This window comes from Staphylococcus sp. 11007852, from assembly GCF_011394325.1.
GTDB classification, from domain to species: Bacteria; Bacillota; Bacilli; order Staphylococcales; family Staphylococcaceae; genus Staphylococcus; species Staphylococcus agnetis.
The window spans coordinates 45,717-59,672 of the sequence record NZ_JAANBJ010000004.1 but is presented as its reverse complement, the minus strand read 5'-3'; the positions used below and the strand labels follow the sequence as shown (position 1 = coordinate 59,672).

Genomic DNA, 13,956 nt, shown 5'->3' with positions numbered 1-13,956 from the left:
TACTTTGATATGTATACGTATTCTGATACTATATAAACATCTGTATTATATTGAACTAAACATAAAGGAATGAAACAATTTGAAACGTCAAGCCACGTACAACTTTAAACACAAAGCGCAACGATTTTCGATTCGTAAATTAAACATCGGTCTCGCATCGGTCGTATTTGGGACATTATTTTATTTAAATGTTTCTGAAGATCTCCAAGCTGCTGAAACTTTCAATGCGTCACCAACATCTTTTCAAAAAGAAGGTGAGAATCCTTCTGAAAACACTATAAATTATCAAACTGAAACACATGATGGCTTAAAGGATAATGTCATAACACTTACACATTTAATCAATCCAATACCAGCTGATCAGAAAACAGCTGAATATCATTTTACGTCTCCAATTGAAAGACAAATGACATCTTTACGTTCAGCGCAACCTGATACATTTGAAGCAGATGTACTTCAAACTCCCACTGTGCATATACAACAAGCAGGGAACCATCATATTAATGGGACAGCTCAACCTAATGTGACAGTCGTTGCTCGTGTTAATGAGGGGCAAAAATTGGAAACGGCAGCGACCGCTGATGGGATGTGGTCTATAACAGTACCTATGCCTTTAAACATGAATGATACGATTACTGCCTATGCGGTTAACAGTGCAGGGCAACAATCGGGAACTTACTCGACACATGTGATTGATACGTTACCTCCGAATCCTCCAGGTGTATCGTATTTAGAAATAGGAAAAAATATCATTACAGGAACAGGTGACCAATATCGAAATAGAATTGTCGCATGGTTTCCTGACGGTCAAATGATGTGGACAAAAGTTGGAAAAAATGGAACATGGATGATGGGTGTGCCGTATGAAACGCAGATGAAATTAAAAGTAGGTGATGTCGTTCAGGTGTATGAAAATGATACTGCCAATAATCGTTCAGAAGTGGCTTATGTGCACGTAGTAGAAGCACCAAGTCCAGCAATAGCATCTTCTCAACCAGTGAATACAGAATCAACACCTGAAGTATCAGTACTTAAAGAAGAGGAATCAACATCGGTTGTAGAAACGGTCCCTTCTGAAATTGAGAAAGTCGATGAAATAGTGCCATCAGCACCTGAATTAAGTGAATCTTTGACAACACCTCTACAAAAAGAGGATATCTCACAAGAGGCGCAAACAACACCGGTCACCGTACCTGTGCCACAAGAAGATCAAATAAGAGAAGAATCAGAAACTTCTAAATTGGTTGAGACTGCGCCTGAAACAATCGAATCTAAGGAAGATAATGCATCCGACGCTGTTATGTCACAAGAAACTACAGAAGTGGCAACTCCACCTTCAACAATTGCATTAGATACCGAAGTGATCGAAGCACCCACGTCGGTAGCGCCTTTGAATCATGAGAAGATTTCCGTTCCTGTTTCAGAAGAGGCGTTACAAAATGATATGGGTGTCGATGATGCACAAGCGTTAATCTTGATTCCATTATTAGATGATGAAAGAGTAAGTGAAACATCTATAACGAATACAACAGATGAAGCTGCTACACCTAAGGAACAATGGATGAATATAGATGATGCGTCGTCTGGTGGCATTGAACATGGAATAGTGTTAAATCATATAATGATGCTTGAACAAGATGAAAAGGGCATTCAAGGTGTGCTGGCTGACAAAGGATTACCGATGTCGAACAAAGCGGGCGCATCTGAAGGGAAATATTTCAAACACGCGCATGTTGAGAACAACACGAGCAATGACAGCAAAGCACATGGTGCACGTTGGAAAAAATTACCTGAAACAGGTAACATGAATGAATCATTAGTGATGAGTTTAGGAAGTATCGTGTTAGGTGTGGCATTACTGTATCGCACGTTCAAACGACGTAAGCACTTGAATTTAATGAAGTAGATAAGTATTATTTTTTTTATGTTATAGAGTGGCGTTAAACGAGTGATGGTCATGCTGTATTGCACGACAGCGGACTGATAATAAGCATCGTCATTCAATATTGTCTTAGAACTTTTACATTAATTTAAAGCCTTCAAAGTCCATTTTTGTAAATGTACCTTGAAGGCTTTGTTATGAAATAAATTAAGATGTTAAGAAATCGCCACCATTTAAGTGTAATGTTTGACCTGTCATATAAGAGCTATCAGTGGACGCAAGAAAAACATACGATGGTGCGAGTTCAGCTGGTTGTCCGCGACGTGCCATAGGCGTATCGCTTCCTTGATTTTCCACTTTATCTGCATCAAAAGTAGCCGGAATAAGTGGTGTATAAATTGGACCAGGTGCTACAGCATTGACGTAAATGCCTTTTTCCATTAATGATGTCGCGAGTGAACGTGTAAATGAGACGATTGCACCTTTCGTAGATGAATAATCAATTAAATGTGCTGAACCTCGATAAGCTGTCACACTCGTTGAATTAATGATTTTGTCTCCTTCTGAAAGATGAGGCAGTGCGGCTTGTGTTAAATACATCATGCCATAAATATTTGTTTCAAATGTCGCTTTAATTTGTTCCGGTGTGACATCTAAAAAGTCATCTTGTGGGAATTGTACGCCACCGTTGTTCACAAGTATGTTTAAGCCACCGAAATCTGAAACAACTTTGTCAATTAATACCTTAGACTCATCGACATGACGCAAATCATGTGCATACGCTTTGGCTTTTACACCAATTTCTTCTAAACGCTTCACAGTCTCTTCAGCATCAATATGCTCATTTAAATAGCCGATAGCTACATCCGCGCCTTCTTTCGCAAATAAAATGGCAACTGCACGTCCAATGCCCGAATCACCACCAGTAATTAATGCGACTTTACCTTTAAGCTTCCCAGCTGCTTTATAGCTGTCTAATTCACATACTGGTTTCGGATGCATATCTTTTTCTGAACCGGGTTGTGTATCTTGAGTATAGCCTTTAATTTCATCATGTAATTTTTTAAAATCCAATTCAATTCACCTCAGTTAAAATTGTCTTCATTGTCGATCCCAATATCTTGGTTTAGTAAATGCTTGTACAATTGCTTCAGGATCATTAGATGTGATGACGCCAGGTTGCGACGAATCTACGCGACTGTTAGCTAATGCAGTTGCCGCATTTTCTGAAAGCACAAGCGGTTTAAAATGTTGATACGTTAATTCTGCAAATTCTTCTGTTTTATCAAAAATCGTTGTGTTATTTGAAAGGATGATTAAACTGTCGAATAATGTTGGATGTACAGTATCAAAAGTTTCGGTAATTCCAAAATCTTCTTCAATATTGCGTGGTTTATCTGAAATAAATGCATAGTTGAGTTGATGATTAACCATCGTTTTGGCATAAGATTTTAAAATGTCATTTGAAACTTCTCCATCAACAACGATACCCACCGCATGACCTCTTAAAGGACGGTCAAATTTATCCATCGTAAGCTGACTATCAGCTTTTTCTAGTTGTACTTCTTCGTTCGTTTCAGGAACTGAGACACCAATATTTTCAGCTACACGCTCAGCAAGTATGCGTGAGACTTTATTAAGTTGATTAACCGCATTTTGTTTAACATTTACGTCTACACATTTACCGAGCTCGAATGAGAATCCTGATACTGTATGATCGAATTCTGGTTCAGATAAACTATTTAAATACAAACGGGCTTGTGTATAATAATCTTTAAAACTTTCGCTACGCTTTTGAATTTTATAGGCATCAATTTTTTCTTGATAATGCTCGAAACCACCATCTTCAGGTGCTGTTGTATGTGGGTTATTCGCATTAAGCGCATTTTTATGATACGCGACTTGACCTTGATGAATGTGCATTTGATGCATGCCATCACGTTGGTTGTTGTGTACTGGACTCACAGGTCTATTGATAGGAATTTGATGGAAGTTAGGACCACCAAGTCTAGAAATTTGTGTATCTGTATAAGAAAATAAACGGCCTTGTAGCAGTGGATCATTTGTAAAATCTAAACCTGGTACGATATGTCCTGGATGAAATGCCACTTGTTCTGTTTCGGCAAAAACATTATCAACATTACGGTTTAACGTCATTTTACCGACGATTTTCACTGGTACTTCGTCCTCTGGCCAAATTTTAGTAGGGTCTAATATATCAAAATCAAACTGGAATTCGTCACTTTCGGGAATAATTTGAAGCCCTAGTTCCCATACTGGGTAATCGCCTTTATCGATTGCCTCATATAAGTCTTGACGATGAAAATCTGTATTTTTACCTGCGACAATTTGAGCCTCATCCCAAACCATAGACTCTAAACCTTGTTTAGGCTTCCAATGAAATTTCACAAAATGTGCCTCTCCATTTTTATTAATTAAACGGAATGTATGCACACCGAATCCTTCCATTTGACGAAAGTTTTTAGGAATACCACGATCACTCATGACCCACATAGTTGTATGCGTTGATTCTGGATTTTGTGCAAAGAAATCCCAAAAAGTGTCATGTGCAGAACCGCCCTGTGGCATTTCGTGATGGGGTTCAGGTTTTACAGCGTGCACTAAATCTGGAAATTTCATCGCATCTTGAATGAAAAATACAGGGATATTGTTGCCTACCAAGTCAAATACACCCTGATCTGTATAAAATTTTGTCGCAAAGCCTCTGACGTCTCGAACAGAGTCAGCTGAACCTTTTGAACCTTGTACCGTTGAGAATCTAACGAATACAGGCGTTTTCTTTGAGGGTTGTGTTAAGAAATCTGCGTACGTGTATGCTGATAAATCCTCATACACTTCGAATTCACCGTGTGCACCATAACCTCGAGCATGTACAATACGTTCTGGAATGCGTTCATGGTCAAAATGGGTCATTTTTTCTCTGAAATGAAAATCTTCAAGTAAACTTGGTCCGCGCTCACCAGCACGTAATGTATTTTCATCCTCTGACACTTTTAAACCTTGATTTGTCGTCATTGCTTTACCGTCATTATTTTTGCGAAATGATTCTAAATTTTGATCTTTTTTGTTCATTATCTCAGCTGCACTCCTTTCTATAGAAATTAAGATATTACATTTTGTGTTTACCATTGAAACGGAATAGTCAAACACTGAAAGCCAATGACTTGTAAATAAAGATTGATGTGACCTTTCACTATTGGACAACAAAATTGCGTGGGTTTTTGGTGTTCATACAAAATTTACATTTATACGTTAAAATGAGTATGGGGAAAGAATAAGGAGACGTGTGTATCATGAAAATTACGTTTGATGATGTTATCAATCAACAAGGGTTTATTCAAGCACATTATTATGATGACGATCATATGGGGGACATTCGTTTTGAACTGACGGATCCCATTGATGTTAGAAATGATCTTGTCGCTGAAGCGCTAGGGGCGTTATGTGGACAATATTATGATGAGATTGAAATAGCATTTAAAGTATCAACAGTGACGAAAGCAGAAATAGAAAAGCGAACCAATGCAAAGGTGATTTGTAGCACGGGAATACGTTTTTGGAATTTGAATAAAATGATAAGTAATGATGTGAAGACACTTAATTTTAGTGGAGATGTAGCCAACTTATCTGCATTAACTTTAACGCCTGGAGATACGAATCAAGTTTCATTAGATTTTGGTGCAGAATCGATACATATGTATGAGATGTTTGATCGATGGCATAGTCGTATTGTGAAAACAAACGTCATGGAAACACATTTTCCATTAATCACATCAGATTATTATGCCATTGGTGCGATTTTATATAAAGATTACTTTAATACGCGTTATATGATTACAGGGTTACAATTGAATCCAATTACGGCAAATATGACGAAAATTGAAGCGGAACAAGCCATCGCAGGAATGGTGAATCTACCTCATACGCTAGGTTTAACTGCCGTAGGGCATACTCAGATTGCATGTCGGCAATGGGGTGAGGAGTTGAATACAGCGATTCAAACCGTTAAAGCTTCTCAACCTGAAGTGGTTACACAACAACACCTACTTGTTATGATTGAAAATGACCGTAAACGGTTAGGATTACCCATTGATAACACCGCGTTAACACCTACACACATATCTTGGGGAGAAAATATGAAGTTAGATTTTCTAGCATTGTATGTTTTAAAGCATCGAGGTCGAGCATTTGCAACTTATCTCGTAAAAGACATACCAAAAGAAGCGGAGGCATGGGTTGACCATATCCACTTAGATTTTTATGAGCGCTATTATCCAGGCGTTTTAAGTTATATGCCTCATGAAATTAAGATGTACGTCCAACAACAACTCGCGCAATTTGAAATTGCATTATATACCGATGACGACTGGCATGCATTTCAAATGATACGAGAAAAACTATTGAAAACAAGAAAATAAAATGAGTGTACAAAATCCTAGTAAAGCAATTAAAAGTTGCTTGATAATACTAGGGTTTTATTTTGTTATGGTAGAAAAGTATTTTGAAATTTTTATAAAAAGTATCCTGAAATTATGTTGCCTTTATTATCTTTATGTAGCAAAATAGTAGAAAGCACTTATCTTGCATCATCTTATGATACATATTGCATTTAGGGGTTTTGTAAACAAGGGAGGTTCTACATTCATGAAGTTAGTAGGTAAACTTTTAGCAGGGATTATTTTGGGGATTGTCATTGGATTACTCGATATCGACATTTTAAACCGAATACTTGTTACGGTAAAAGGGGTCTTTGGACAATTTATTAACTATATGATTCCGTTAATCATCTTTTTCTTTATTGCAGCGGGAATCACATCATTAGGAAAGGGGTCAGGGCGACTTGTAGGGATGACAGTTGGTGTCGCATACACGTCTACAATTATAGCGGGATTGCTTGCATTAACTGTAGCATATAACTTTATGCCAATGATTGCATCTAATGGGAAGATTCCAGGTGAGCCGCCAGAAATTAAACCATTTTTTACATTCGAGTTTGATCCTTTAATGGGCGTGTTAACTGCATTAATTACAGCATTTGCGTTTGGTATTATTGCACATGCGGTGAATGCCTCAACAATCATTAAAGTGATTGATGAAGGACAACGAATTGTTGAAGTATTGATTGAAAAGGTTATTATACCGTTTTTACCTTTATATATCGCAACAATTTTTGCAGAAATGACCGCTCAAGGGACTGTTGTGAGTATTTTAAAAGTATTCGGTCTGGTCCTTGTTATTGCGATTGTATTACATTGGGTATGGTTATGTGTCCTTTATACAATTGCCGGTGTGATTAACAAACGTAATCCGTTTAGCATGTTGAAAACAATGCTACCAGCATATTTTACAGCAGTGGGTACGATGAGTAGTGCGGCGACAATACCGGTAACGCTTAAACAAACGAAAGCTAATAAAGTAACACCAGCACTTGCAGATTTTAGTATACCGTTGCTTGCGACGATTCACTTATCAGGTTCAACGATTACGCTCGTGAGTTGTTCAGTTGCGGCGATGATTGTGTTGCCAAGTTTATCGCTTGTGAGCATTCCTACAATGTTAGGATTTATACTCATGCTTGGTGTGATCATGATTGCAGCACCGGGTGTTCCTGGTGGATCAGTTATGGCAGCAAGCGGTATCTTAGGTTCTATTCTAGGGTTTAATGAAGCGGCCATTGGTTTAATGATTGCGCTTTATATGGCACAAGATAGTTTTGGAACAGCTACAAACGTGACAGGTGATGGTGCCATTTCAGCTATCGTTGACCGCTTAGGATATAAAAATAAATGATAATGAAAAATAGCGTTTTTTAATACGTTTTAATACAAAAATAGCCTTCAACGATCAGTTAAAATGACGTTGAAGGCTTTTTGTATTTAAAATGAAATGATGTTGTGTCGAATGAAGAAAATGATCAGTTATGACATTTATGGTGTGAGTTACTTCTGACGATGTTCATCAAGATCATCTTCCTCACTTTCGTCAGTCTCATTAACCATAAATAAGAAGATAAAAAATGCGAGACCCGCTGGAATACCAATGAAAGGTCCAAATAGGATAGAGAATAATGATGGGAAAAACATAAGGAAAATAACATCTGTAAGTGACCAACGATAATCCATAAATTTTTTTAAAAGTTCATTTAGAGACATGACGATGCCCTCCTAAATCAGTCTGATGAATTACAAGTTATTCTCAATGTGATATACAACACCATTGTGCTACATGTGATCAGAAGACCTATCAAAGTTCCAAAAAGTTGAACTGGGAAAATAATCATTGTCGGTATCATCAATACATCCAAGGCGGTAAACGGTAATTGTTTGAATCGAAGCCACAAGCGTTTCATAATGTCCCCGTACTAGTAACGTGAGCGATTACGCATCGCTTGTTTTTCCTCTTCGGAAATATTGAAATAATAAAATACACCTATACCTGCCGGGATTCCGATGAGAGGTGTCACAATCATGCTGATGACAATGGTATATACTAATATTAAAACGACCTCTTTTAACGTCCATTGACGATTAATCATTCCTTCAAAAAATTGTTTAATTGACATGATATTACTCCTTATATAAATTATGATTCGTTAAAATTGTTATCTATATTATAACATGATTGATACAACGTTTCTCGTATAGAGGAGTGGGAATACTAAGATTAGCAATTAAAAAGAAATGAGGGTATGACATGGCAAAACAAAATCCATTAAATCAATTCTACAGTGACAAATATGAAGAGCAACCACAATCCTATCCCGGTATACAAAGTGAAATGACGCCTGTTCCTGATTGTGGCGAAGAGACATATCAAGGTTCTAACAAATTGACAGACAAAAAAGCACTTGTGACAGGTGGTGATTCAGGTATCGGTAGAGCTGCCGCAATTGCGTATGCAAAAGAAGGCGCGGATGTTGCGATTGCGTACCATCCTGATGAACAAGCTGATGCAGAAGATGTTAAACAAGTCATTGAAAAAGCAGGGCGTAAAGCGGTATTACTTCCTGGAGATTTACGCGATGCAGCATATGCGAAACAAATGGTCAAAGATGCACATCATCAGTTAGGTGGCTTAGACATATTAGTACTCAATGCAGGTATGCAACAATATGAATATGATATTCAAAAGTTATCATCAGAACAACTTACTGATACTTTTGAAGTGAATGTGTTTTCAAATGTCTATTCTATTCAAGAGGCATTAAACTATATGGAACCTGGATCAAGTATTATTATTACATCGTCTATTCAAGGGGTTAAGCCAAGCGCACATTTACTTGATTATGCGATGACGAAATCATGTAACATTTCATTAACCAAAGGCCTTGCAGCACAACTTGGACCTAAAGGTATTCGTGTCAATTCTGTCGCACCTGGTCCAGTATGGACACCGCTTCAAATTTGTGGTGGACAACCACAAGAAAATATTCCTAACTTCGGTAAGAAAGAGCCACTTCAACGCGCTGGCCAACCTGTAGAACTTGCGGACGTTTATGTCCTACTCGCTTCCGAAAATGCAAGTTTCATCACGGGTCAAGTGTACGGTATTACAGGAGGTTCTCCAATCAACTAGGTTGAGTCGGTGAATGGCTAAAAGTGATTTAGCGTTATAAAACGAGATAAATGATAGTCTATCCCTACAAGTTATTAAGGTTGGGACTAACCATCCTGTTTAGAAAAGTCAACATAACATAAGCTGTTACCCCTTATAAAGTAATCACGTAAAAAATGAATACTTTATAAGGGGTTTTTGTATGTGGAATGAAAACAATGACTAGGATTGCTATCCAACTCATGTTTACTTTAAAAAATTGTTTTGATGATATATTAAAAATATGAAGGGGAGATTGAGTATATATTTAATTTTTGTTGATACATATGTTTAAGTTAGAAATTCATAAAAAGTTTTAATATAATATTTTCAAATTATTGAGTAAAGGAAATGGGTTGAATGATGACAACGATTTTTCGCCATCAGTGGTTGCTATTAATCATTTTTACGTTTTATTTAATCATGAGCATCTTAACGCCACTCATACATGACGATTTACAGTGGGGAAGTGCATATGGTATCGACATGTTAAGAGAAGGATTCCAGTCTCTAAATGGCCGTTACCTCGGCAACACCTTTGAAATCATTGCAGTACGCATCCCTATATTGAGATTCATCAGTTATAGTGTGTGTGCTTTGAGCGTGATTGCATTAATCTTTCAATTTCAGACAGATATGAAATCTCAATGCAGTGAAAGGAATTTCTCTTATCTTGTCATTTTTATGTTTATGTTGTTGATTCCAACCACAATGTATAGTCAAATCTATGGTTGGTTTGCAGGATTTTATAATTATGTTCCCGCAACGTTATGTACACTCTTTCTATTACGATGTTATTTAAAACTCTATGAAGGATGGTCATTGACACGGCTTGAACGATATGTTGCTTTACTTTTGGCACTTATAGGTCAATGGTTTATGGAAAATATGACCATTTTTAATGTCGTTATCATTGCCTTACTTATCATCATGCTATGGTTTAAATATAAAACGATATCTTTGACGACGATTGCTTTATTTTTTATGAGTTTTTGTGGGGCGATCATCATGTTTTTAAATCCAAATTACATGAATATTTTAGCTGGACACTCACATTATCAAAAAGTTTCAGATGATCAACATGGCATAATTGCCAAAGTCATCGGGACACTTTTTACACAATTTCCTGAGCACTTGATTTATGAACCTATTTTAATTTTAACGATTATTGCTCTATTTTTGGTGCTTTTTATACGTCATAGCACATGCACGCCGCTTCAACAATGGGGTTATACTATCGGTTTAATGTCCGCACCACTTTATACGTTGTTAGTTCGGATACCTTTTAATTTCCATGACAAGCATTCGGATGTCAGTGTTGCACTCATGAATGGCATTGTTGGGATGATTTTTTTAATCAGCCTCTTTATAACAATGAAAAAAGTGTTACCACCTGGACGAATGAAACGCTATAGTCTCGTATTAATGGGAGTCATACCGATAATGGTGGCGCCATTACTTGTTGTGCAACCCATAGGGCCGAGAAACTTTTTTGCGATCTATGTCATTTATGTCATTATTACGATGGGATTATTAACAAAGGTCAATTTGAAGCCACATCGATTGGTATTATGTGTGACAACTGTTATGGCAACAAGTTTTATTGTGATTTTTAGTATGATTTCAATTGCACAATATCAACGCATTCAATCTTTGGAAGCAGCGATTAAACAGAACCCATCTCTAACATCTTATACTGTCGCACGTTTACCATTCGAATCCTATATGCAACACTCTACACCGTATGACGCAAAAAAGACTGAAATTTTTAAAATATATTGGAATGTACCTAAAAAAGTTAAATTACACTTCGAATGATGTTTGAACAGAAGGGGGAAGTGTTATATCAAACTGAGGTTAAGATAAATATAACGCCTTATCCATGCAAATGCATAACAAATTATGAAGGTAACTTATTTTGAAAGTGCTTTCATAACGAGGGTGGGGTGACAATGTAGTCACTCCACTTATTGTTTGCAACATTTATTTATTGGTTTCAGATTTTGAGATTTATGCATTTAAATATTTATTTTTACTATTATTATTAGGAAACTTGATGTATAATTTCTCTTAAAACAACCTTTTGAAATTAATGTGCTTTTAAGTCAATTTTAATACATTAATAAGATAAGGTTGTAAGTTGTGGGTTTTAAAAGAGAAATAAAATTATTTGCTTATTTTGAAAATAGTGTTTTTATTTTTAGAGTTGAATCTAAATATGTGTTTGAATGCTTTTGATGTAATAACACTATTTAATTTTTTAATCTTGGAGGTCAACATGGACAGTACGTTAGATTTAAGCAGATTATTACATATTTTAAAGAAAAATTTGTGGTTACTTATTGGATTGCCATTGTTGTTTTTAATCATTAGCGCAATTGTGACTTTCTTTATCATGACGCCTAAGTATCAAGCAACAACACAAATTTTAGTCAATCCAAAACAAACGAACGATAATATGCTTCAACAAAACGTTCAAGGTACATTACAACAAGTGAATACATATGCAGAGATTGTGACGAGTCCTAGAATTTTAGACAAGACAGCAAAGAAATTAGACCATCGATATAAATCATCCGAACTTGCTGGAAAAGTTAATGTCGAAAGTTCAGCTGAATCACAAGTCATTAAAGTACATGTGGTAGATGTAAAAAAAGGCGAGTCTGAAAAAATCGCAAATGCGATTGCGAAAGTATATCGTGATGAAATGCCAGACATTATGAATGTGGATAACGTGACAATTTTATCTCATGCAGATAATACAGCTCAACAAGTTTCTCCTAAGACAATGCTTAATTTAGTCGTGGCTTTATTTTTAGGATTAATTTTAGCATTACTGTTTATTTTTATTAAAGAACTGACAGATACACGTATTAAAGATGAACAAGATATTGAAGATCATCTGAAATTACCAGTTTTAGGTTCAATTAAACGATTCTAGAAAGGATGAAACATCGATGTTTAAATCAAAAAAGCCAAAAAAAACGGTGAGTAATAAAAAGAAACTCATTGTAGATCATACGCCGAAATCTCCAATAAGTGAACAATTTAGAGGTATTCGAACAAATATCAGTTTTTCAAACGTGAATGATGATTTAACAAGTGTTGTCATTACCTCTGCGCGTCCTTCTTCTGGTAAGTCAACATTAAGCGCGAATTTAGCAATTACGTATGCGCAATCGAATTACCGAACGCTTATAATTGATGCGGATATGCGAAAACCGACACAACATTTTATCTTTGAACTGAGTAACAAAGAAGGTTTATCAAGCTTACTTTCAGGTCAATCTTCAGGGGATATCGCAATTAAACAAACACATATAGAAAATTTAGATGTACTTACATCTGGTCCTGTGCCACCAAATCCATCCGAAATGTTAAACTCAAAAGCGTTTAAAAATGTTTTTGAATCTGCGCAAGAAGTTTATGATTTTATCGTCATCGATACGCCACCAGTGAATTCCGTAACGGACTCACAACTTGTCGCAAAAGTATCGAAGCAAGTTGTATTAGTCATTGACGTTAACAATAATAACCGCAAAGAAATTCAACGCGCTAAAGAATTATTGGAAAAAACAGGCGCGAATCTCCTCGGTGTGGTGCTGAATAAGCTAAAAGGTAAAAGTGATGAATATTATGCGTATTATGGAGCAGAAGAACGATGACTGTGGACATTCATGCGCACGTCTTATATGGCATTGACGACGGACCTAAAACAGTTGAAGATCAACTTCAACTGTTGCGTCAAGCCGAGCAAGACGGCATCACGGATATTATTGCTACACCACATCACCTACATCCTATGTTTGATAACACATTTATAGAAATTGAACCGCAAGTGAAAGCATTAAATGAACGACTGATCAAAGAAGGTATCAACGTTAGTATTTATCCTGGTCAAGAAGTAAGAATCAGTGACCAGTTTTTAAAAGCACTTGACGAAGGTTTAATTCAAGGGCTCAATCATACGAAATATCTCCTCATTGAATTTCCTTCAAATCAAATACCAAATTATACGCAAGAATTATTTTATGAATTAAAAATATTAGGTTATGTACCAATCATTGCACATCCTGAACGCAATAAAATCATCATTGAAGATTTGTCATTATTATATAATCTTGTTGAAGCAGGCGCATTAAGTCAAGTGACTGTGGGCGCTTTGACTGGTAAACATGGCAAAAATATTCAAAAAGCAGCGATCACAATTATCGATAATCATCTGGCACATTTGATTGCCTCTGATGCGCATCATGTAGAGCGTCGACCCTTTAATTACCGAACATTACAAGATGCTAAATTAAATCAGACAACTTTAGATCGAATTGAACAGTTACAACATAACGCAAGATACATCCTTAATGGAGAAGAGATAGAAAAACTTCAGCCCGAAATGAACTTTAAAAAGAAAAAATGGTTTGGGTTGTTTTAAGGGTAAGTAGTTATAGGGGGAATGTCGA

The 13,956-nt window shown here is 36.4% G+C and carries 12 protein-coding genes; 8 read left to right on the top strand and 4 right to left on the bottom strand.

The genetic code is table 11. From position 1 onward, the window contains the following. The first annotated feature begins 79 nt into the window (after positions 1-79). Positions 80-1,906, top strand: a complete 1,827-nt coding sequence (locus G8Y85_RS00750; protein WP_165805279.1) for a YSIRK-type signal peptide-containing protein — start codon at positions 80-82, stop codon at positions 1,904-1,906. Positions 1,907-2,089: 183 nt separating this feature from the next. Here G8Y85_RS00750 and G8Y85_RS00745 read toward each other — a convergent pair whose 3' ends face one another. Then, positions 2,090-2,962, bottom strand: a complete 873-nt coding sequence (locus tag G8Y85_RS00745) for an SDR family oxidoreductase (RefSeq protein ID WP_370672140.1) — start codon at positions 2,960-2,962, stop codon at positions 2,090-2,092. 21 nt (positions 2,963-2,983) lie between these two features. Next, positions 2,984-4,978 (bottom strand): catalase, encoded by a 1,995-nt coding sequence (locus tag G8Y85_RS00740; protein WP_107401098.1) that lies wholly within the window; start codon positions 4,976-4,978, stop codon positions 2,984-2,986. A 218-nt stretch (positions 4,979-5,196) separates the two neighbouring features. On the opposite strand from G8Y85_RS00740, the gene G8Y85_RS00735 reads away from it, so the two are divergent. Together G8Y85_RS00735 and G8Y85_RS00730 are read left to right on the top strand one after the other, a co-directional pair. Further along, positions 5,197-6,321 (top strand): hypothetical protein, encoded by a 1,125-nt coding sequence (locus G8Y85_RS00735; protein WP_165805278.1) that lies wholly within the window; start codon positions 5,197-5,199, stop codon positions 6,319-6,321. 226 nt (positions 6,322-6,547) lie between these two features. Then, positions 6,548-7,693: a dicarboxylate/amino acid:cation symporter gene (locus G8Y85_RS00730; RefSeq protein ID WP_107370899.1), complete on the top strand. Its 1,146-nt coding sequence runs from the start codon at positions 6,548-6,550 to the stop codon at positions 7,691-7,693. A 149-nt stretch (positions 7,694-7,842) separates the two neighbouring features. Here G8Y85_RS00730 and G8Y85_RS00725 read toward each other — a convergent pair whose 3' ends face one another. Together G8Y85_RS00725 and G8Y85_RS00720 are read right to left on the bottom strand one after the other, a co-directional pair. Then, complete coding sequence (locus tag G8Y85_RS00725; RefSeq protein WP_103345146.1) at positions 7,843-8,055, bottom strand: hypothetical protein; 213 nt, start codon at positions 8,053-8,055, stop codon at positions 7,843-7,845. A gap of 209 nt (positions 8,056-8,264) precedes the next feature. Beyond that, positions 8,265-8,465: a VraH family peptide resistance protein gene (locus G8Y85_RS00720; RefSeq protein WP_037567265.1), complete on the bottom strand. Its 201-nt coding sequence runs from the start codon at positions 8,463-8,465 to the stop codon at positions 8,265-8,267. A gap of 131 nt (positions 8,466-8,596) precedes the next feature. Between G8Y85_RS00720 and G8Y85_RS00715 the strand changes: the two genes are divergently transcribed. The 5 genes from G8Y85_RS00715 (at position 8,597) to G8Y85_RS00695 (ending at position 13,928) form a co-directional block, all read left to right on the top strand. Continuing rightward, the gene (locus tag G8Y85_RS00715) at positions 8,597-9,478 is read left to right on the top strand and encodes an SDR family oxidoreductase (protein ID WP_103345145.1); all 882 of its coding nucleotides are present in this window, start codon (positions 8,597-8,599) and stop codon (positions 9,476-9,478) included. Between the two features lie 378 nt (positions 9,479-9,856). Beyond that, on the top strand, positions 9,857-11,314 hold the full coding sequence (locus tag G8Y85_RS00710; protein WP_165805277.1) for a DUF6056 family protein: 1,458 nt from the start codon (positions 9,857-9,859) through the stop codon (positions 11,312-11,314). A 460-nt stretch (positions 11,315-11,774) separates the two neighbouring features. Next, positions 11,775-12,437: a Wzz/FepE/Etk N-terminal domain-containing protein gene (locus tag G8Y85_RS00705; RefSeq protein ID WP_060551792.1), complete on the top strand. Its 663-nt coding sequence runs from the start codon at positions 11,775-11,777 to the stop codon at positions 12,435-12,437. 16 nt (positions 12,438-12,453) lie between these two features. Beyond that, complete coding sequence (locus G8Y85_RS00700; RefSeq protein ID WP_165805276.1) at positions 12,454-13,161, top strand: polysaccharide biosynthesis tyrosine autokinase; 708 nt, start codon at positions 12,454-12,456, stop codon at positions 13,159-13,161. Beyond that, complete coding sequence (locus G8Y85_RS00695; RefSeq protein WP_060551790.1) at positions 13,158-13,928, top strand: tyrosine-protein phosphatase; 771 nt, start codon at positions 13,158-13,160, stop codon at positions 13,926-13,928. Before G8Y85_RS00700 ends, G8Y85_RS00695 begins: the two co-directional genes overlap by 4 nt. The last annotated feature ends 28 nt before the right edge of the window (positions 13,929-13,956 follow it).

What these genes read in the sequence shown, in the direction of transcription:
- G8Y85_RS00735 (WP_165805278.1), top strand. Translation starts at nt 5,197, where the DNA reads ATGAAAATTACGTTTGATGATGTTATCAATCAACAAGGGTTTATTCAA.
- G8Y85_RS00730 (WP_107370899.1), top strand. Translation starts at nt 6,548, where the DNA reads ATGAAGTTAGTAGGTAAACTTTTAGCAGGGATTATTTTGGGGATTGTC.
- G8Y85_RS00725 (WP_103345146.1), bottom strand. Translation starts at nt 8,055, where the DNA reads ATGTCTCTAAATGAACTTTTAAAAAAATTTATGGATTATCGTTGGTCA.
- G8Y85_RS00720 (WP_037567265.1), bottom strand. Translation starts at nt 8,465, where the DNA reads ATGTCAATTAAACAATTTTTTGAAGGAATGATTAATCGTCAATGGACG.
- G8Y85_RS00715 (WP_103345145.1), top strand. Translation starts at nt 8,597, where the DNA reads ATGGCAAAACAAAATCCATTAAATCAATTCTACAGTGACAAATATGAA.
- G8Y85_RS00710 (WP_165805277.1), top strand. Translation starts at nt 9,857, where the DNA reads ATGATGACAACGATTTTTCGCCATCAGTGGTTGCTATTAATCATTTTT.
- G8Y85_RS00705 (WP_060551792.1), top strand. Translation starts at nt 11,775, where the DNA reads ATGGACAGTACGTTAGATTTAAGCAGATTATTACATATTTTAAAGAAA.
- G8Y85_RS00700 (WP_165805276.1), top strand. Translation starts at nt 12,454, where the DNA reads ATGTTTAAATCAAAAAAGCCAAAAAAAACGGTGAGTAATAAAAAGAAA.
- G8Y85_RS00695 (WP_060551790.1), top strand. Translation starts at nt 13,158, where the DNA reads ATGACTGTGGACATTCATGCGCACGTCTTATATGGCATTGACGACGGA.